The 20,209-nt window shown below is 56.7% G+C and carries 15 protein-coding genes, 2 tRNA genes and 2 other RNA genes; 8 read left to right on the top strand and 11 right to left on the bottom strand.

Annotated features, from left to right (window positions below):
• Window positions 1-119 precede the first annotated feature (119 nt).
• The 4 genes from AACV31_RS03400 to rssB all read right to left on the bottom strand — a co-directional run bounded on the left by AACV31_RS03400 (window position 120) and on the right by rssB (window position 4,633).
• The gene (locus AACV31_RS03400; RefSeq protein ID WP_165154394.1) at window positions 120-1,133 is read right to left on the bottom strand and encodes an NAD-dependent epimerase; all 1,014 of its coding nucleotides are present in this window, start codon (window positions 1,131-1,133) and stop codon (window positions 120-122) included.
• A 14-nt stretch (window positions 1,134-1,147) separates the two neighbouring features.
• Window positions 1,148-2,488: a UDP-glucose dehydrogenase family protein gene (locus tag AACV31_RS03395; RefSeq protein ID WP_015741484.1), complete on the bottom strand. Its 1,341-nt coding sequence runs from the start codon at window positions 2,486-2,488 to the stop codon at window positions 1,148-1,150.
• Window positions 2,489-2,509: 21 nt separating this feature from the next.
• The gene (gene galU / locus AACV31_RS03390) at window positions 2,510-3,418 is read right to left on the bottom strand and encodes a UTP--glucose-1-phosphate uridylyltransferase GalU (RefSeq protein ID WP_007762037.1); all 909 of its coding nucleotides are present in this window, start codon (window positions 3,416-3,418) and stop codon (window positions 2,510-2,512) included.
• A 201-nt stretch (window positions 3,419-3,619) separates the two neighbouring features.
• Window positions 3,620-4,633 (bottom strand): two-component system response regulator RssB, encoded by a 1,014-nt coding sequence (gene rssB, locus AACV31_RS03385; RefSeq protein WP_075198565.1) that lies wholly within the window; start codon window positions 4,631-4,633, stop codon window positions 3,620-3,622.
• Window positions 4,634-4,988: 355 nt separating this feature from the next.
• On the opposite strand from rssB, the gene AACV31_RS03380 reads away from it, so the two are divergent.
• The 6 genes from AACV31_RS03380 (at window position 4,989) to AACV31_RS03355 (ending at window position 7,059) form a co-directional block, all read left to right on the top strand.
• Window positions 4,989-5,447, top strand: coding sequence for a YchJ family protein (locus tag AACV31_RS03380; protein ID WP_165154396.1), 459 nt, complete (start codon window positions 4,989-4,991; stop codon window positions 5,445-5,447).
• A gap of 51 nt (window positions 5,448-5,498) precedes the next feature.
• Window positions 5,499-6,341 (top strand): formyltetrahydrofolate deformylase, encoded by an 843-nt coding sequence (gene purU, locus AACV31_RS03375; RefSeq protein WP_007762042.1) that lies wholly within the window; start codon window positions 5,499-5,501, stop codon window positions 6,339-6,341.
• Window positions 6,342-6,507: 166 nt separating this feature from the next.
• A non-coding RNA gene (locus AACV31_RS03370) (RtT sRNA) lies at window positions 6,508-6,652 on the top strand.
• A 26-nt stretch (window positions 6,653-6,678) separates the two neighbouring features.
• Window positions 6,679-6,763: transfer RNA gene (locus tag AACV31_RS03365), tRNA-Tyr, on the top strand.
• Between the two features lie 36 nt (window positions 6,764-6,799).
• A tRNA-Tyr gene (locus tag AACV31_RS03360) sits at window positions 6,800-6,884 on the top strand.
• Between the two features lie 44 nt (window positions 6,885-6,928).
• Window positions 6,929-7,059: non-coding RNA, RtT sRNA (locus AACV31_RS03355), on the top strand.
• Window positions 7,060-7,316: 257 nt separating this feature from the next.
• On the opposite strand, the gene AACV31_RS03350 is transcribed toward AACV31_RS03355, so the two are convergent.
• A complete protein-coding gene (locus AACV31_RS03350) occupies window positions 7,317-8,771 on the bottom strand; it encodes an MFS transporter (protein WP_165154398.1) in 1,455 nt (484 codons plus the stop codon).
• A gap of 103 nt (window positions 8,772-8,874) precedes the next feature.
• Here AACV31_RS03350 and AACV31_RS03345 point away from each other — a divergent pair, with 103 nt between their 5' ends.
• Window positions 8,875-9,672 carry a helix-turn-helix transcriptional regulator gene (locus AACV31_RS03345; RefSeq protein WP_165154400.1) on the top strand — a complete coding sequence of 266 codons (798 nt, stop codon included), beginning with the start codon at window positions 8,875-8,877 and terminating at the stop codon, window positions 9,670-9,672.
• A 75-nt stretch (window positions 9,673-9,747) separates the two neighbouring features.
• Here the strand turns inward: AACV31_RS03345 and AACV31_RS03340 are convergent, their stop codons facing one another.
• Window positions 9,748-10,518 carry an SDR family oxidoreductase gene (locus AACV31_RS03340; RefSeq protein ID WP_165154402.1) on the bottom strand — a complete coding sequence of 257 codons (771 nt, stop codon included), beginning with the start codon at window positions 10,516-10,518 and terminating at the stop codon, window positions 9,748-9,750.
• A 94-nt stretch (window positions 10,519-10,612) separates the two neighbouring features.
• On the opposite strand from AACV31_RS03340, the gene AACV31_RS03335 reads away from it, so the two are divergent.
• Complete coding sequence (locus AACV31_RS03335) at window positions 10,613-11,557, top strand: AraC family transcriptional regulator (RefSeq protein ID WP_165154404.1); 945 nt, start codon at window positions 10,613-10,615, stop codon at window positions 11,555-11,557.
• A 129-nt stretch (window positions 11,558-11,686) separates the two neighbouring features.
• On the opposite strand, the gene narI is transcribed toward AACV31_RS03335, so the two are convergent.
• The 5 genes from narI to AACV31_RS03310 all read right to left on the bottom strand — a co-directional run bounded on the left by narI (window position 11,687) and on the right by AACV31_RS03310 (window position 20,158).
• Window positions 11,687-12,364, bottom strand: coding sequence for a respiratory nitrate reductase subunit gamma (narI, locus tag AACV31_RS03330; protein WP_007698498.1), 678 nt, complete (start codon window positions 12,362-12,364; stop codon window positions 11,687-11,689).
• Window positions 12,364-13,074, bottom strand: coding sequence for a nitrate reductase molybdenum cofactor assembly chaperone (gene narJ / locus AACV31_RS03325; protein WP_165154406.1), 711 nt, complete (start codon window positions 13,072-13,074; stop codon window positions 12,364-12,366). The genes narI and narJ overlap by 1 nt, the downstream gene beginning before the upstream one ends.
• A complete protein-coding gene (gene narH / locus AACV31_RS03320; RefSeq protein ID WP_165154408.1) occupies window positions 13,074-14,606 on the bottom strand; it encodes a nitrate reductase subunit beta in 1,533 nt (510 codons plus the stop codon). The genes narJ and narH overlap by 1 nt, the downstream gene beginning before the upstream one ends.
• Complete coding sequence (locus AACV31_RS03315) at window positions 14,603-18,349, bottom strand: nitrate reductase subunit alpha (RefSeq protein WP_015741497.1); 3,747 nt, start codon at window positions 18,347-18,349, stop codon at window positions 14,603-14,605. The genes narH and AACV31_RS03315 overlap by 4 nt, the downstream gene beginning before the upstream one ends.
• Before the next feature lie 417 nt (window positions 18,350-18,766).
• Window positions 18,767-20,158 carry a NarK family nitrate/nitrite MFS transporter gene (locus AACV31_RS03310; RefSeq protein WP_085958895.1) on the bottom strand — a complete coding sequence of 464 codons (1,392 nt, stop codon included), beginning with the start codon at window positions 20,156-20,158 and terminating at the stop codon, window positions 18,767-18,769.
• Between the last annotated feature and the right edge of the window lie 51 nt (window positions 20,159-20,209).

The raw sequence follows: 20,209 nt of genomic DNA, 5'->3' as shown, positions 1-20,209 counted from the left end.
TCCGTTCAGACAGTGCTTTTGGTGCTGTAACAAAAATCCCGCCTCGGCGGGATTTTTGTTTTTGTTTTTAAGGCCTCTCACAGTAAGCAAGAGGCGCTCAGCGCAATAGCGGCAGGGGTTTACCCTTCAACGTTATAAAAGCCTTTATACCACTCCACAAAGCGTTTAACGCCCTCTTCTACCGAGGTCTGCGGCTTAAACCCAATAACTTTATACAGCGCGGACGTATCAGCACTCGTTTCGAGTACATCACCCGGCTGCATCGGCAACATATTTTTCTGCGCTTCTTTGCCAAGGGCTTTTTCGAGAGCGGAAATATAATCCATTAACGCAACGGGAGAGCTGTTGCCGATATTATAAACACGGTATGGTGCTGAGCTGGTAGCCGGAGAGCCGTTTTCCACCGTCCATTGTGGGTCTGCCTGCGGAATGACATCCTGCAAACGGACAATCGCCTCAGCAATATCGTCGATATAAGTAAAATCGCGTCGCATCTGGCCGTGATTATAAACATCAATGCTGCTGCCTTTGACAATCGCCTGGGTAAATTTAAACAACGCCATATCCGGACGACCCCAGGGGCCATATACGGTGAAAAAGCGCAGCCCTGTCGTCGGCAGACCATACAGATGCGAATAAGTATGCGACATCAGTTCATTGGCTTTTTTCGTGGCCGCATATAAAGAGACCGGATGATCGACAGAATCGTCGGTGGAAAAAGGCATTTTACGGTTCAGCCCGTAAACGGAACTGGAAGACGCGTATAATAAATGCTCAACTTTATGGTGACGACACCCTTCCAGCACGTTTAAATGCCCCGTCAGGTTGGCATCCGCATAAGCATGAGGATTTTCCAGTGAATAACGCACGCCTGCCTGCGCAGCCAGATGAATGACACGCTGTGGCTGGTGATGAGCAAATAACGTTTCCATTGCCTGACGGTCTGCCAGATCAATTTTTTCGAAATGAAAGGCGGTATGTTGTTTAAGAAGATTGAGGCGGGCGAGTTTGAGGTTGACGTCATAATAATCATTCAGGTTATCGATACCGATAACCTGGTGACCGGCTGCCAGCAGACGTTCGCTAACATGAAAACCAATAAAGCCTGCTGCGCCGGTAACCAGAAATTTCATACGATCCTCATTAATTATGCAATGTTAATGGACGCTCCACGGCCGATTGCATAATAAACAAAGCCGCGTTTGCTGAGCCTTGCCGGATCATACAGGTTACGGCCATCAAAGATAACCGGTTCTTTCAGGGAATTTTTGATGAAATCAAAATCCGGCGCGCGGAATGCCTGCCACTCGGTGCAGATAATCAACGCGTCCGCGCCCTGCAGCGCCGCTTCTTTGGTGCCCATCAAACGCAAATCTGCGCGATGACCGTAAATACGCTGGGTTTCATCCATCGCTTCCGGATCGTAAGCCTGGACGGTCGCGCCATGTTTCCACAGCTCTTCCATCAGCACGCGGCTGGAGGCTTCACGCATGTCATCGGTATTCGGTTTGAAAGAAAGACCCCACAGCGCGAAGGTTTTGCCTTCCAGATTTTCGCCGAAATGACGGCGGATAAACTCCGGCAGCTTCATCTTCTGATCGTTGTTGACGTCTTCTACCGCTTTCAGCAGACGCGGCACATAACCGATATGCTCAGAGGTACGGATCAGCGCCTGAACGTCTTTCGGGAAGCAAGAGCCGCCGTAGCCGCAGCCTGGATAGATAAAGTGGTAGCCGATACGGGGATCGGAGCCGATACCCTGGCGCACTTTCTCGATATCCGCGCCCAGGCGTTCCGCCAGGTTTGAGATCTCGTTCATAAAGCTGATTTTGGTCGCCAGCATGCAGTTGGCGGCATATTTGGTCAGCTCGGCGCTACGAATATCCATCAGGATCATACGATCGTGATTGCGGTTGAACGGCTCATAGAGCTCGCGCAGCAGTTCGACAACATCATCGTTGTCGGTACCCACCACGATACGCTCAGGACGCATGCAGTCAGCGACTGCCGCCCCTTCTTTGAGGAATTCCGGGTTGGAAACCACATCGAACGGGAAATCCGCGCCGCGCGCTTTCAGCGTTTCGCTCATCACCTGACGCACTTTATCGGCGGTACCCACCGGAACGGTGGATTTATCCAGCACGACTTTATGACTGGTCATATGCTGAGCGATAGTGCGCGCTACAGCCGTGACATATTTCAGGTCGGCGGAGCCATCTTCATCCGGCGGCGTACCCACGGCGATAAACTGCATTACGCCGTGGTTAACCCCTTCCGCAGCGTCGGTGCTGAAATGCAGACGCCCTTCTTCGTAGTTTTTCTTCACCAGCGGCGTCAGGCCGGGCTCATAGATCGGGATAATCCCTTTCTTCAGGTTTTCAACCTTGTTGGCGTCAACGTCGATACACATGACGTCATGACCAACTTCCGCCAGCACAGCGGCCTGTACCAGCCCTACGTAGCCAATACCAAATACGGTTACTTTCATTACGTTGTCCCGGGTGATTAATTACTTCTTGTCGCCGACGGTGTCGTTAAGCCAGGTTTTGAACTCTTCACCCAGCGTATTGTGGCGAATTCCGTATTCCACAAAGGCCTGCATATAACCCAGTTTGTTGCCGCAGTCGTGGCTTTTGCCTTTCATGTGGTAGGCCTCGACGGTTTCTTTATCCATCAACATTGCGATGGAGTCGGTCAGCTGGATCTCATCACCCGCTCCCGGAGGGGTTTTCGCTAGCAGAGGCCAGATATCCGCGCCGAGCACGTAACGGCCGACAACCGCGAGGTTAGACGGCGCAACATCGGCTTTCGGTTTCTCAACGATGCCAACCATCGGCACGCTGTCGCCTGCCTGCAGCTGCGCGCCCTGGCAATCCACCACGCCGTACGCGGTCACGTCAGCCACCGGCTCAACCATGATCTGGCTGCGGCCTGTTTCGTCGAAACGCTTAATCATTTCCGCCAGGTTGTCCTGGGAGAGATCGGATTCAAATTCATCGAGGATAACGTCCGGCAGGATCACGGCCACCGGCTCATTGCCGACCACCGGATGCGCGCACATTACCGCGTGGCCCAGGCCTTTCGCGAGACCCTGACGCACCTGCATAATGGTCACGTGCGGCGGGCAGATGGACTGTACTTCTTCCAGCAGCTGGCGCTTAACGCGTTTTTCCAGCATCGCTTCAAGTTCAAAGCTGGTATCGAAGTGGTTTTCGATGGAATTTTTTGAGGAGTGAGTGACCAGAACAATCTCAGTAATGCCAGCGGCAATACACTCATTAACGACATACTGAATTAACGGTTTATCCACCAGCGGCAGCATCTCTTTTGGAATCGCCTTCGTGGCCGGCAACATCCTGGTTCCTAATCCCGCAACCGGGATTACTGCTTTTTTCACTTTCGAATTAATGGCAGCCATTGAATATTCTCCTGGACTGTTCAAGTTTCACACTTGTTCGTCAATTAAAAACGCGTTCGAGTATATCAGTTAAAAAATGGGGAAAGAGTCTGAATACCCTTGCGTCATGGCAATTTAGGACAAATACGAAGAAAACTGACGCGATATTACCACCTGCGCAGATAGCTAAGAAAAGCTATCTGCATCAGATAAATCAAATGCTCATTCTGCAGACAACATGAGTCTTAAACGACCGCCAGCGCCCCACACCTGACACTGCCAGGACTCGCAGCGCTGGCTGATTTGATTTAAGTAAGTATTGCCCAAAGTGCCCAAAGGGACACCGTTGCTGAGCTGAATTTGGTTATCTCCGGTATTTAACGTTGCGTTAAGACCGGCGGAGACTAATATGAGATTTTTTAATTCGCTGTGGTAATAACCCACCAGCAAAGGAAACTGTCCGTACAAATTCGCCTGGCGCAACAATTGATTTACCTGCTTAAGTAAAGCCCCAAGCTCCGGTAAACGCTGACGCTGTTGCGACAGTTGTTCCTGAAGTAATCCATTAAACAGCGCGCGTAATAACAGCGCGGCCAGCACGCCGTTGTCGCCAGCGCGCGTGACGTCGAGACAATAAAACGCCAGGTCGTTGTCGGAAATGGGCGCAATATCCAGCACCAGTCCCAGTTCGTCGGCGGCAACCAGCTGGCGATAATTGACGCGGCAGTGCGACATTACCTGCTGCACCGGCGGCTGTAGCTCTTTGAGCAACTTCGCGGCGGCGTGAGGGTTGTTCACCAGCGCATCCCAGTCCTGAAACAGGCGCTCTTCTTCCTCGACGCGCGAGTTGAACATATTGGGATAGAGGCAGGCGTAAACCGTTTCACGCAGCCGGTTAAAATCTTTGACGGGTTTCAGCAACACATCCTGCACGCCAAGACGCAGCGCTTTGGCGATATCAGACATATTGTCGGTCGCGGAAATGACCAGAATGGGGATTTGATTGCCGTCGTTGCGCAGACGCTCGATGAGCTTCAGGCCATTCATTCGCGGCATTTCCAGATCGCAAATCAGCAGATCTGCCGCGGCGTCGTGCATTTTCTCCAGCGCGTCAACGCCATCTTCAGCGAGATGCGTCTGCGCGCCCAGCGATGAAAGCCATGCGTCAAGCATTGAACGAAAAACGGCTTCATCTTCAACGATGAGGATCTGTTTGCCGGCTAATGGTTGCGTCATCTCTCCCCCCCTGAATGACTTGTTGCCAAGTTTGGCATGCTGAGGCGGGCTGTGCCTGTCAGAATTGCCCGAAGAATGTCAACGCAACAGGAAGAAACATAACGCTTTTGCGCCTGGTGCAATGAAGCGGGGGTAATCGTGCCCTGTGACCAAAAGATAAACTGCAGCATGTGGATACTTTATTTTATACCTTTGTGTAAGGCTAAGCCTTGCTGTGTGTTGGTTCGCCCCGGCATCAGGCGCCACGGGCGTAAAAGTTTGCATATCAGCGGCGGCGTGGCATCAAGGCCGTCGCTCGGTTAACATAGTGCCGCTGTGGCGTTTAACGCCTTAATTTTGTCCTCAAGGAGAAATCGTGTCGCAACTTTGTCCTTGCGGTAGCGCTCTGGAGTATAGCCTATGTTGCCAGCCTTATCTTTCTGGTAACAAGAGCGCAGCCCTCGCATCACAACTTATGCGCTCCCGATACTGCGCTTTCGTGATGAAAAATGCGGAATATCTGATAAAGACCTGGCATCCCGCCTGTGAGGCAGACCGCTTCCGTGCCGATATCGAAGCGGGCTTCGCCCATACGCAGTGGCTTGGCCTGACGATATTTGAAGAAGCGCCGGGTCATACCGAAAGCGAAGCGTACGTCAGTTTCGTGGCGCGTTTCCAGGAAAATGGCAAATCCGGCGCGATTATTGAGCGTTCGCGTTTTCTGAGCGAAGAGGGCCGCTGGTACTATATCGACGGCGCCCGCCCCGTGTTTGGACGCAACGATCCATGCCCCTGCGGCTCCGGGAAAAAATTTAAAAAGTGTTGCGGGCAATAACACCGCTGACTGACAACACACTGGCAAACCATCAACAGGATCACACCTGCAATGCAAGCATCACAACGTAAAGTACTGCGCACCATCTGTCCGGATCAGAAAGGGCTCATCGCGCGCATCACCAATATTTGCTACAAGCACGAACTGAACATCGTGCAGAACAATGAATTCGTCGATCACCGCACCGGCCGCTTCTTTATGCGCACCGAGCTGGAAGGCATTTTCAACGACGCCACGCTGCTGGCCGATCTCGACAGCGCGCTGCCTGCGGGCTCCGTACGCGAGCTGAATCCGGCCGGACGTCGCCGCATCGTCATTCTGGTGACCAAAGAAGCGCACTGCCTCGGCGATTTACTGATGAAAGCCAATTACGGCGGTCTGGATGTCGACATCGCCGCGGTTATCGGCAACCACGAAACGTTACGTTCGCTGGTTGAGCGTTTCGACATTCCGTTTGAGCTGGTCAGTCACGAGGGTCTCACCCGCGAGGCGCACGATAAGCTGATGGCGGACGCCATTGAAGCGCATCAGCCGGATTACGTCGTGCTGGCGAAGTATATGCGCGTGCTGACGCCGGATTTTGTCGCCCGCTTCCCGAACAAGATTATCAACATTCACCACTCGTTCCTGCCGGCGTTTATTGGCGCGCGTCCTTATCATCAGGCGTACGAGCGCGGCGTGAAAATTATCGGCGCGACCGCGCACTATGTGAATGATAATCTGGATGAGGGCCCGATCATCATGCAGGATGTGATTCATGTGGATCACACGTATACCGCGGAAGATATGATGCGCGCGGGCCGCGACGTTGAGAAAAATGTTCTCAGCCGCGCGTTGTACCAGGTACTGGCCCAGCGCGTGTTTGTTTACGGCAACCGCACGATTATTCTGTAAGTCATGGCCCGTTTCTGTTTAGCTTTAACACGTTACGGGCAAAAAGTACGCAAACAATCGTTATTGGCTAACGGAAGACTTTACAGGGGCGCGACATTTGATATGATGCGCCCCGCTTCCCGCAGTGGAGGCAGGCCAGTAAAAAGCATTACCCCGTGGTGGGGTTCCCGAGCGTACATCAGGGAGCTGACTGCAAATCTGCCGTCATCGACTTCGAAGGTTCGACTCGAGCGTAGTGAGAGAACGTTGCCGAAGGCAACAGCCTGAAGGGTGAGTCGCGAAGCGACGAATAATCCTTCCTTACAACGTCAATGCGAAATAAAGCGTTTTACCCCGTGGTGGGGTTCCCGAGCGGCCAAAGGGAGCAGACTGTAAATCTGCCGTCATCGACTTCGAAGGTTCGAATCCTTCCCCCACCACCATCTCACGCAGTACCTCTACAATATGAATTACCCCGTGGTGGGGTTCCCGAGCGGCCAAAGGGAGCAGACTGTAAATCTGCCGTCACAGACTTCGAAGGTTCGAATCCTTCCCCCACCACCATCTCCTTTAAATATCCCTTACGCTAATACACTCTTTCGTTCCCCTATAGCATGGACCGGGGAAGGATGAGAAGCTTCGACAAGGTTCGAGTCGAGCGACAGCGAGACAACGTTGCCGCAGGCAACGGCCCGAAGGGTGAGGAGCGCAGCGACGAGTAATCCTTCCCCCACCACCATCCCCTTTGAATACTCCTCACGCTAATACACTCTCCCATGTCCCATATGTCATTGACCGGGGAAGGATGAGAAGCTTCGATAAGGTTCGAGGCGAGCGACTGAGAAATCGCATTTCGTATCATCTGCTTTCGGTGGATGCGCTTGGCTTATCCACCCTACATTCACCTCCCATATGTCATTGACCGGGGAAGGATGATGCTTCCGGCATCCGCTGATGCCGGAAAGGCAAACCACAACTGTCAGTGATGAAGCGCGATCAGCATGTTGCCCGCTGCGTTTTTACCAGAATCAGCAACAGCAGACAGGTAGCGACAGCCGCTCCGAGGTTGTACAGCATCCCGGACACAAACGCAGAGGCATACTGTCCGGCTTGTGGCAGAGACGTCGCCTCTGAAAGCGCGCCATGAAACAGGATGCTAACAACGGCGACGCCCAGCGCCGCGCCAACCTGCTGCACGGTCGATATCACGCCGGATGCCATGCCCGATTCCGCTTCGTCGACGAAACCCAGCACCAGGTTCAGTAAGGGCGTCATAATGTAACCCTGACCAGCGCCGATCATTATCAGCGCCGGGATCAGCGTCGCGAGTTTAAGCTCAGCGCCAGATATTCCGACCTGCGCCATTAACACCCCGATAAAAACCGCATAGATGAGGCCGCCCCAAAACAGGGTCCGGGTTCCCTTTTTCGCCACCAGACGCGGCGCCACCAGCGATGCGAGCACAAACCCCACGCTACAGGGCGCAAACAGGCTTCCCGCCAGAAAAGGATCCAGCCCCAATCCCGTCTGCGCGAGTAAGGCAAAACAGAGAAAAAATGAACTGGAGGTCGAGTAGACCAGCAGCACCAGTAACGTGCCCAGCGCAAACTGGCGCTTCGACATCAGACGCATATCAACCATCAGCCACTTCCCTGCTCTGCGGCGTCGTTCCTGTTGCCGGTAAAAAAGCGCGAGCAACACCAGCGCCACACCGGGCGACCACAAGCTCCACGCAGGCCAGCCCTGCACCGCCCCCTCGATTAGCGGAACCAGTAACAGCGTCAGCCCGATGCTGACCAGTACCACGCCCATCCAGTCCAGCTGAGGCCTCTGCGGGGCGGTGGATTCGGGAATAGCGCGTGCCGCGAGAATGGCGATCGCCCCCACCGGTATATTGATGAGAAAAATGTTACGCCAGCTCAGCCCGAACAGATCGACATGTACCAGCCAACCGCCCAACACCTGACCGGCAATCGCGGCCAGGCCCAGCGTCATCCCCAGCAGGCCAAAGGCTCTGCGTCTGTCATTGCCCTCAAAGTTAACCCGAATGGAGGCATACACCTGCGGGAACAGCAGCGCCGCCGCCAGCCCCTGCAAGACACGGGCGCTAATAAGATAACTGATGCCGGGCGCCAGGCCGCAACACGCTGATGCCAGGGTAAAGCCCGCCATACCGACAATGAACAGCCGGCGGCGGCCAAAGCGGTCGCCCAGCCGCCCGCCAGTAATCAGCAACACGCCAAAAGCGAGTTCATACCCGGCGACGACGAGACTAATCTGGGCGAAATCCGCGCGCAGACCACTCTGAATGCCGGGAATGGCAACATTGACGACAAACAGATCGAAAATGGTGACGAACCCCGCGAGGAGGAGTACGGACAAGCCTGCCCACGGCGGCGCGGCGCGGGAGGCACGTTTGGTCGGCATCGTAAAGGAGTGGGGTAATTTCATATCGCGTATCCATTGTCTGAAGAATATGCGACGATTCTCACCGCCCTTTTAAACCATTACAATTTAACCGTTTATACTATTACTAAAAGCAATGAGATAAGCGATGCGAACACTGAATCGAACGCGTACCGATTTGGCCGCCTTTTTAAGGGCGCAGCGGGAGCGTCTGTCACCCGCCGATGTCGGCCTTCCCAGCGGCACCCGACGCCGGACGCCGGGGCTTCGGCGTGAAGAGGTCGCGGCGCTGGCGGGCGTCGGCCTTACCTGGTACACCTGGCTTGAACAGGGCCGGGATATCGGGGTGTCGTCCACCTTTCTGGATAATCTGGCCAGGGTGCTGAAACTGGATGCCGCCGAACGTCGCCACCTGTTTATGCTGGCGCACGAGCGCCCGCCGGCCGAGCCCGGTAAAACCTGGTGCGTGCTGCCGCCCCTGGTGCGACGCCTGATGCATGATCTGCCGCACCCCGCGTTTGTGCTTAATTTGCGCTGGGACGTGCTGGGGTTTAACGCCTCCGCCGATGCGCTGTTTCATTTCGCGCGTCATCAACCCGAGCGGCGTAACCTTCTCTGGCTTCTGTTCACCGATCCCGCCCTTCGGACGCGGGTGGTTGACTGGGAGGAACAGGCCCCGCTGATGCTCTCAAGCTTTCGCCGCGACTTCACGCGCGCCAGCCAAAGTACGGATATTCAGGAACTGGTCGATGAACTGGAACATGTCTCGCCAGAGTTCAAAATCTGGTGGCGACAACACCATGTTCACGCGCCCTGCAACGGCGTCCGCCGTTTGCTGATAGAAGAAAACCCCGTGCCGTTCGAATTTACGTCTCTGACCGTGGATGAAGACCGGCATCTGAGGCTGGTGGTCTATGCGCGACAACACGAAGCGACGACTCCGTGAGCCGTAAGCGCGCTCGCCGCGTGGCTACGAAGCAGAGAGAGGGGCTCCCCTCTCTTCAGAGCTTCACCTGGATTATCAGTAAGCAAACGGGGAATGTTGCTGCGCTTGTGTAAGAAATTGCCGGGCATCTTCACCCGCCGCGGTGTACAGCGGCGCGTTTTGATCGCGAGCGACGGCATAAATGGCATTCGCCACATCGTCTGCGTGCGTCACGGGCGCGTCGGCATTGCCCGCCTGGCGGATAAACTCATTCACCATCTCGCCGTACACCCGATCGTCCTGTCCGCCAAAATACGCCCGCGCATTTTCGCCAAACTTCGTTTCGGGCGAGCGCCCCGGTAACACCACATGCACGCGAATACCAAAAGGCCGGGCCTCGATGGCCAGTGACTCGCTCCAGGCATTCAGCGCCGCTTTACTGGCACGATAAACCCCAATCAGCGGCATCGCTTTGGTGGTGACGGACGACGACACATTAATGATCACCCCTGATTTTTTCTCTCGCATCTGCGGAAGAAACGCCTGGGTTAATAACAGCGTGCCCAGGACATTGGTGTTCATTAATTGTTGCGCGGTGGCAAGCGGCGTCAGTTCAACGGGAACCGGCGCGCCGACGCCTGCATTATTCACCAGAAGATCAATCGCGCCCGCTTTTTTCACCACCTCATTAATGCTCGCCTGCGACGTGATATCCAGCGGCAAGATAGTCAGCTTATCGCTTTCAGGAAAAAGCGACGGGTCCGGCGTTCGCATGGTGGCGATCACGTTCCAGCCTTTGGCTAAAAAAAGGGTGGCTGTTGCCAGCCCAAAACCTGAAGAGCATCCGGTAATCAGTGCAGTTGACATGGTTAATCCTCTCTGTTGGCAAGAGAGGCAATCATAGCCGCCGCCCGCTGGACAATATATAATCAAAAATCCACTTAACATTAGAGAGCGTCCAGTGGCAGACCCCTTAACCGATATTGTTGCGTTACTCAATCCCAGGCCCACGCGTGCAAAACTCGTGGAGGGTGCAGGCCAGTGGCGTATTCTCCGCGAGTCTGGCGGCGAGGCGTTTTACTGCGCCGTGCTACAGGGAGAATGCCTGATGAGCATCAACGGTAAAGCGCCGAGGCGACTGGTTGCCGGTGATTTCATTCTGATCCCCGCCACTTACACCTTTGAGACCACCAGTGCGGGCGCCGCCCTTCCCGTTGACATCTCGCAGCCCACCGTCCTTGGCGACGGACACGTGAGAATTGGCTCAACAACGGGGCCAGCTGAGCTTCTGATGAATGTGGGTCATTGTGAATTCGACACGCCGGACAAAGCGCTTATCGTCGCGTTACTCCCCAGTGAGATCCTGATACAAGGGCAACGCCGTTTCATCACGCTGTTTGAACTCCTGCTGGATGAAAGCCGGACCCGGCGGCCAGGGCGTGACGTGGTCATGACGCATCTTTTGCAACTGTTGCTGGTGGAATCATTGCGAAGCGATCCGGCGCTATCGAAAACCGCAGGTATCCTGCGAGGGTTACAACACGACAGGGTAGCCACCGCGCTGCATCTTATTCATGAAAAACCCGGCGCGGACTGGCAAATCGCACAGCTCGCCCGTGAGTGCGCCATGTCCCGCTCCTCTTTTTTCGCCGTGTTCAGCGAGACCGTCGGCATGTCTCCCATGCAATACCTGCTCTTCTGGCGCATGTCGCTGGCGAGGAAAGCCCTGCTAAGCGGCCGGGATAATATCGAACAGATTGCCTTGCGGACAGGCTACCAGTCGGCGAGCGCGTTCAGCGTCGCCTTCGCGAAACACGCCGGGATGCCGCCGGGTGAATTTCGCCGCCGGAGCAGAACAGCGCGGCCGGTTCAGCCCGCCCCGCACGAGGAGGAGCCGTTGGCCTGATGATGAGCATCACCGATAACAGCATTTTTTGGCCGGTGAAAATCAAGGAAAGAAAGAGACGCGGGCAGGCAAGGCCGTAAAAAAACGCCAGGCCCAACGGGACTGGCGTTTGGTGTTGCGGAAAAAACCTTAGCGACGCGCGCGTACCACCTGGTATCTGCGGGTCAGATACTCGACCGGCGCGCTCCAGACGTGCACCAGGCGCGTAAACGGGAACACCAGGAACAGCGTCATGCCCAGCACCAGATGCACGCGGTAGATAAACGCCACGCCATCAAGATGTTCAGCCGCGCCGCTGCGGAACGTCACAATACTCTGCGCCCAGCCCACCAGTTTCATCATCTCGCTGCCGTCCATATGCTGCGCGGAGAACGGTATAGTGATGAGGCCGAGCGTACACTGCGTCAGCAGCAGCGCCAGGATCAGAATATCAGCGCCGGTAGAGGTCGCGCGAACGCGCGGGCTGAACAGACGGCGTTTGAGCAGCAGCAGGCCGCCAACAAGCGTCATCGCGCCAAAGATCCCGCCTGCGATCATCGCCAGTTGCTGTTTCACGGCAATCGGCAGGAACGACTCATACATCCAGTGCGGGGTCAGCATCCCGAACAGGTGGCCGAAGAAAATGCCGAGAATACCGAAATGAAACAGGTTTGAGGCCATGTTCATTCCTTTGCGATCCAGCATCTGGCTGGAGGCGGCGCGCCAGGTGTACTGCCCGTAGTCATAACGTAGCCAGCTGCCCACCAGGAATACCGTACCGGCAATGTACGGGTAGATACTAAAGAAGAACATATTCAGGAAGTGCATTATTGCTGTCCTCCGGCAGAGATATTCAGATATTGCGGAGCGACCGCTCCGGCGAAGCGGCGCTGGTGCGCGGCGATGTCAGACTCGCCGCAGCCCTGGTCGGCGAAGAATTTCACCTGTTCTTCTTCCCAGACGGCGTCCAGCGCCTGCGGCGTGTCGTCGCGCGCCTCATCGGCGATTTTCTCGCGCACGTTGCGGGTATCCACCTGCGTATCGGAAAGCGCAATCAGCAGATCAAACAGCACCGCGTAGCGGCTTTCGCGCTGCTGAAGACGCGCGCCGAGCAGCGCCAGAATCGGCGCGATATCCCGCAGGCCGTTAATGGCCTCTTGCGCCGGAAGCTGCGCCAGGTACTCCAGATAGAGCGGCAGATGGTCCGGCAGCTCGCGGCTGTCCAGCATAAGTCCGGCACGTTCATACTGCGCCAGCAGATCCACCATCGCCTGGCCGCGATCGCGCGATTCGCCATGCACATGCTCGAACAGCAGCAGCGAGGTGGCGCGGCCGCGGTCGAACAGCTCGCCGTAAGCCGCCTGCGCATCCAGCAGATCTTCCTGCAGCAGATCGCGGATAAAGACGCCCAGGTGATGGGCGTTTTGCAGCGATAAATGTTGCGTATCGGTCAGCGCGTCGAACAGCTCCTGCTGATGCTGCCACAGGGCAGCATCCGGATACTCCAGCAGGCGGGAGATAATCAGCAGCTCGGTCATTAGCGCGGCTCCGTTTTCACCGTCACGTCGATAGCATCGATGCGGCGGCTGTTGAACAGGTTGAATTTGGTGTCCGAACCGTGGCAGCCATCGCCAAAGCTGAAGCCGCAACCGTTACGTTCCGGGAATGCGTCGTGCGCCAGTTCACGGTGGCTCGACGGCACCACGAAGCGGTCTTCGTAGTTCGCAATCGCCAGATAACGGTACATCTCCTGCGCCTGCGCTTCGGTCAGCCCGACTTCTTCCAGCGCGCGGGGATCGTTAACGCCGTCAACGGTTTCCGCACGTTTGTAGTGACGCATCGCGAGCATACGTTTCAGCGCCAGCAGCACCGGGGCGGTATCGCCCGCGGTCAGCAGGTTCGCCAGGTACTGCACCGGAATGCGCAGGCTGTCGACATCCGGCAGAATGCCGTTGCGGCCCAGCTCGCCCGCATCGGCGGCAGACTGAATCGGTGACAGCGGCGGCACGTACCAGACCATCGGCAACGTGCGGTATTCCGGGTGCAGCGGCAGCGCAAGCTTCCAGTCCATCGCCAGTTTCCACACCGGCGACTGCTGCGCCGCGTCAATCACGCTCTGCGGCACGCCATCTTTCAGCGCCTGTTCGATAACCGCCGGATCGTTCGGATCGAGAAATACATCCAGTTGGCGCTGATAGAGATCGGTTTCGTGCTCGGTGCTTGCCGCCTGCTCGATGGCGTCTGCGTCATACAGCAGCACGCCGAGGTAACGGATGCGGCCCACGCAGGTTTCGGAGCAGACAGTCGGCATCCCCGCTTCGATACGCGGATAACAGAAGATGCACTTCTCGGATTTCCCACTCTTCCAGTTGAAGTAGATTTTTTTGTATGGACAGCCGGTGATGCACATGCGCCAGCCGCGGCATTTGTCCTGGTCAATCAGCACAATGCCGTCTTCTTCGCGCTTGTAAATCGCGCCGCTCGGGCAGGTCGCCACACACGCCGGGTTCAGGCAGTGCTCGCACAGGCGCGGCAGATACATCATGAAGGTGTTTTCGAACTGACCGTACATCGCCTTCTGCATGTTCTCGAAGTTCTTGTCCTGCGAACGCTTTTCAAACTCGCCGCCCAGGATCTCCTCCCAGTTCGGGCCGGTTTCGATTTTGTTCATCCGCTGGCCGGTGATTTTCGAGCGCGGGCGGGCAATCGGCTGATGTTTGCCTTCCGGCGCGTTATGCAGATGCTGATAGTCGAAGTCGAACGGCTCGTAGTAGTCGTCAATGCCCGGCAGATGCGGGTTGGCGAAAATTTTGCCGAGCAGCATCCCGCGGCCGCCCATGCGCGGCTGCAGTTTGCCGTTGATTTTGCGCACCCAGCCGCCCTTCCACTTCTCCTGGTTTTCCCAGTCGTTCGGGAAGCCGACGCCCGGCTTGCTTTCGACGTTGTTGAACCACGCGTATTCCATCCCTTCGCGGCTGGTCCAGACGTTTTTACAGGTCACCGAACAGGTGTGGCAGCCGATGCACTTATCAAGGTTCAGCACCATGCCGACTTGTGAACGAATTTTCATTTTACGCTCTCCTGTTTCTGGTCGTTGCCTTCGCCGTCCAACCAGTCAATGTTCTTCATCTTACGTACCACCACAAACTCATCGCGGTTAGAGCCGACGGTACCGTAGTAGTTAAAGCCGTAGGCCAGTTGCGCATAGCCGCCAATCATATGGGTCGGTTTCGGGCTGATGCGGGTTACCGAGTTATGAATACCGCCGCGCTGGCCGGTGATTTCCGAGCCCGGAATATTCACGATGCGCTCCTGCGCGTGGTACATCATGGTCATCCCGGCGGGGACACGCTGGCTCACCACCGCACGGGCGGTCAGCGCGCCGTTGGCGTTAAACACTTCAATCCAGTCGTTATCCGCAATGCCGAGATCTTTCGCGTCGTCTTCGCTCATCCAGACAATCGGGCCGCCGCGCGACAGCGTCAGCATCAGCAGGTTGTCGCTGTAGGTGGAGTGAATGCCCCATTTCTGGTGCGGCGTCAGGAAGTTCAGCGCCTTCTCCGGATTGCCGTTGGATTTCTGCCCCATCACGGCTTTCACCGAACGGGTGTCGATCGGCGGACGATACACCAGTAGGCTCTCGCCGAAGTCGCGCATCCACGGATGATCCTGATAAAGCTGCTGACGGCCAGAGAGCGTACGCCACGGGATCAGCTCGTGAACGTTGGTATAACCGGCGTTGTAAGAAACATGCTCATCTTCAAGCCCGGACCAGGTGGGGCTTGAGATGATTTTGCGCGGTTGCGCCTGGATATCGCGGAAGCGAATCTTCTCGTCTTCTTTGTTCAGCGCCAGGTGCGTATGGTCGCGACCGGTGAATTCACTCAGCGCCGCCCAGGCTTTTACCGCCACCTGGCCGTTGGTTTCCGGCGCGAGCGTTAAAATCATCTCGGCGGCGTCAATCGCGGTGTTCAGCATCGGCTGGCCTTTAGCCGGGCCGTCCTGTTTGGTGTAGTTAAGCTTGCGCAGCAGATCCATTTCGCTCTGGGTGTTCCAGGCGATGCCCTTGCCGCCGTTGCCGATGGTGTCGAGCAGCGGGCCGATGGAGGTAAAGCGCTCATACGTCGCCGGGTAGTCGCGCTGCACCGCAATGATGTGCGGCGCGGTTTTGCCCGGGATCAGCTCGCATTCGCCTTTTTTCCAGTCTTTCACATCCAGCGGCTGCGCCAGTTCGGCGGCAGAGTCGTGCTGAATAGGCAGCGTCACAACATCCGTCTCTACGCCGAGATGACCGACGCACAGTTCGGAGAATTTCTTCGCGATGCCTTTGTAAATATCCCAGTCGCTTTTGGATTCCCATGCCGGGTCAACCGCGGCGGAAAGCGGATGAATAAACGGATGCATATCCGAGGTATTCATATCGTCTTTCTCATACCAGGTGGCGGTCGGCAGCACGATATCGGAATAGAGACAGGTGCTGGAGAGACGGAAGTCGAGCGTCACAACCAGATCCAGTTTGCCGTCGAGGCCGTTGTCCTGCCATTCGATCTCTTCCGGCTTCACGCCGCCCTGCTGGCCCAGATCTTTGCCCTGAATGCCGTTTTCGGTGCCGAGCAGGTATTTGAGCATGTACTCATGCCCTTTACCGGAGGAGCCCAGCAGGTTGGAGCGCCAGACGAACAAGTTGCGCGGGTGGTTTTTGCCGTTTTCCGGCTCTTCGGCCGCGAAGCGAATGTCCCCCGATTTCAGCGCGTTGACGGTGTAATCCACCGGGCTCATTCCGGCGGCGTCCGCCGCGGCTTTGATGCGCAGCGGGTTAGTGCCAAGCTGCGGCGCGGACGGCAGCCAGCCCATACGTTCTGCACGCACGTTAAAGTCGATCAGATGACCGCTGTAGCGTGATTTATCCGCGAGCGGCGACAGCAGATCGTCGGTCGTCAGGGATTCATAGCGCCACTGGCTGGAGTGGTTGTAGAAGAACGACGTGCTGTTCATATGACGCGGCGGACGGTTCCAGTCCAGCGCGAACGCCAGCGGCGTCCAGCCGGTTTGCGGACGCAGTTTCTCCTGGCCCACATAGTGCGCCCAGCCGCCGCCGCTCTGGCCGACGCAGCCGCAGAACACCAGCATATTGATAAGCCCACGGTAGTTCATGTCCATGTGATACCAGTGGTTCATACCGGCGCCGACGATGATCATCGAACGGCCATGCGTCTTGTCAGCGTTATCGGCAAACTCGCGGGCAGTACGAATAATCTGCGCGCGCGGCACGCCAGTTACCTGCTCGGCCCAGGCCGGAGTGTAGGCTTTCACGTCGTCGTAGCTCGCCGCGCAGTTGGCATCGCCAAGACCGCGATCCAGGCCGTAGTTGGCGAGCGTCAGGTCATAGACCGTCGCCACCAGCGCGCTGGAGCCGTCGGCAAGCTGCAGGCGTTTCACCGGCAGTTTATGCAGCAGGATGTTTTCAAGCTTCACGCTCTGGAAATGTTCGCTGCTTTCTCCGCCGAAGTACGGGAAGCCAACCTCTGCAACTTCGTCGTGGTGGCCCAGCAGCGAGAGGCGCAGTTCGGTCTCTTCGCCAGTCGTGCCATCACGCTGCTCAAGGTTCCATTTGCCTTTTTCGCCCCAGCGGTAACCGATAGAGCCGTTCGGCGCCACCATGTCGCCATCGCGGTTATCGAATGCGACGGTTTTCCATTCCGGGTTATTTTCCTGGCCCAGGTTATCGACCAGATCCGAGGCGCGCAGCATGCGGCCTGCGGCGTAGAAGCCGTCGCGCGCTTCGAGCATCACCAGCATCGGCATATCGGTGTAGCGGCGCACGTAGTCGGTGAAATACTGGCTCGGTTTGTCGAGGTGGAATTCACGCAGCATCACGTGGCCCATCGCCAGCGCCATCGCGCTGTCGGTGCCCTGTTTCGGCGCCAGCCACAAGTCGCACAGTTTGGCGATTTCGGCGTAGTCCGGCGTGACGGCGACGGTTTTAGTGCCTTTATAGCGAACTTCAGTAAAGAAGTGGGCGTCCGGGGTACGGGTCTGCGGAACGTTTGAGCCCCAGGCGATGATGTAGCTGGAGTTATACCAGTCGGCGGATTCCGGCACGTCGGTCTGTTCGCCCCAGGTCATCGGCGAGGCGGGCGGCAGGTCGCAATACCAGTCGTAGAAGCTCAGGCAGGTCCCGCCGATAAGCGACAGGTAACGCGCGCCGGAGGCATAAGAAACCATCGACATCGCCGGGATCGGCGAGAAGCCCGCGATGCGGTCCGGGCCATAGGTTTTGGCGGTCCAGACGTTGGCGGCAGCGATAAGCTCATTCACTTCCTGCCAGGAGGAGCGGACAAAACCGCCGCGTCCGCGCGCCTGTTTGTAGCTTTTCGCTTTTTCGCTGTCTTCCATGATGGACGCCCAGGCGTTCACCGGATCGCTGTGCTGCGCTTTCGCTTCGCGCCACAGTTTGATCAGGCGTTTGCGCATCAGCGGATATTTCAGGCGGTTGGCGCTGTAAAGATACCAGGAGTAGCTGGCGCCACGAGGGCAGCCGCGCGGCTCGTGGTTCGGCATATCGGGGCGGGTGCGCGGGTAGTCGGTCTGCTGGGTTTCCCAGGTGACGAGACCGTTTTTGACGTAAATCTTCCAGCTGCAGGAACCGGTGCAGTTAACGCCGTGGGTGGAGCGGACAATTTTGTCATGCTGCCAGCGTTGACGGTAACCCTCTTCCCAGTCCCGGTTCGTATCCAGAAGTTGTCCATGCCCATCGGCAAAGGTTTCGCCTTTCTGTTTGAAATAGCGGAACCTGTCCAGGAATTTACTCATCGGGGGTGTTCTCCTGTGTGGAGCCTGTTGGCTCTCTGGTCAAATCGACATTGGCTCAATGGGCGGCACGGTAACGCGCGGATTAACCTTCAGAATTGACAACGATCAACGCGGCCTGGCTTAGAAAAAGCGCGCTAAAACGCAGATACCTCCAAAGTATGATCTGAATAAATTAACCAACCCATTGGATATATTATGTTTTTTACAAAATCGGCGTATTTTTAAGCGCTTTCGGTTAACCGTCGGGTATTAAGGGGTAGTCTGAAAGTGACTGTGATCGTCGCCACGCTAATGTGCGGTTTTCCAGCGCACTGCCCGCGCTGAAACCCCTGCGCCAACACAAAGTATGTTGTAACTAATTCAGACATAAAAAAAGCGCGGCCAGGCCGCGCAAAGGATAACCAAAAGGTTAACCTGTTAGCGTGCTGATTTACGCCCGTAAACGAGCCAGGTCAGCACCACGCAAACAATGTAAAACACTAAGAAGACTTTCATCGCGCCAGCCGGTGAGCCGGTGAGCGCCAGCGACGTACCGAAGGCTTTCGGGATAAAGAACCCGCCGATAGCGCCGATAGCGGAGATAAACCCGAGCGCCGCCGCGGTGTCAGTCGCCGCTTCGCGCATCGCCTGTTCATCGCTGCCGCCCGCCGCTTTTACGCGGTCCATCGTCAGCTTGCGGAAAATCACTGAAATCATCTGGAAGGTAGAACCACTACCGAGCCCGGCGGTCAGGAACAACGCCAGGAACACGCCGAAGAACGCGGCGAAGTTGCCGCCGACACCGCCTGACGGCAGCGTGACGAACAACAGTGCGCTAAATATCGCCATCAGAATGAAGTTCACCAGCGTCACGCGCGTACCGCCGAGGCGGTCGGAAATCGCCCCGCCCGCCGAGCGCGCCAGCGCGCCGAGCAGCGGTCCGAAGAAGGCGAAATGCATCACGTTAACCTGCGGGAACTGGGTTTTCGAGAGCATCGCAAAGCCCGCGGAGAAGCCGATGAACGAGCCGAAGGTCGCGAGATACAGCAGGCTCATCATCCACAGGTGGCCGCGTTTGAGCACCGGCAGTTGCGCCCGGAAAGACGCTTTTGACGTCGCCAGATCGTTCATGCCAAACCAGGCCGCCAGCGTAAAGACGGCGAGGAACGGCACCCACACCCACGCGGCGTTTTCCAGATACAGCCGCGTGCCGTCATCCTGTACCACGCCTTCGCTGCCAAACGCGGCGAAGATGGAGAGCGAAATCGCAAGCGGCGCCACCAGCTGCATCACGCTGACGCCCAGGTTGCCGAGACCGCCGTTAATGCCGAGCGCCCCGCCCTGTTTCTGTTTCGGGAAGAAAAAGCTGATGTTCGCCATGCTGGAGGCAAAGTTCGCCCCGGCAAAGCCGCACAGCAGTGAAATGATAATAAACGTGCCAAACGACGTGGAGGTATCCTGCACCGCGAAACCCAGCCACACGCACGGAATAATCAAAATGCCGGTGCTGAACGCCGTCCAGCGACGGCCGCCGAAGATCGGCACCATAAAGGAGTACGGCACACGCAGCAGCGCGCCGGAGACCGACGGCAGCGCGGTCAGCATAAACAGCTGATCGGTGGTAAAGCGAAAACCTACCTTATTCAGATTGACCGCCACTGCGCTGAACAACATCCAGACGCAGAAAGCGAGCAGCAGACAAGGCACGGAGATCCACAGATTACGACGTGCGGTGTGCTGGCCGGTACGCTGCCAGAACTGATTATCCTCAGGTCGCCAGTCGGTAATCAACCCGCTTGTGGGACGTGCCGCAGCGGAAGAGTCACTCATAAACACCTCAAACATTAAGGGAATACTGCCGCCACGATAGAGCCTGGCCGC

Origin of the sequence: Cronobacter sp. EKM101R (genome assembly GCF_963888145.1) — a bacterium.
Classification (GTDB): domain Bacteria; phylum Pseudomonadota; class Gammaproteobacteria; order Enterobacterales; family Enterobacteriaceae; genus Cronobacter; species Cronobacter turicensis.
Note: the sequence above shows the minus strand (reverse complement) of the source record. Positions and strands in the feature narration are given on the sequence as shown.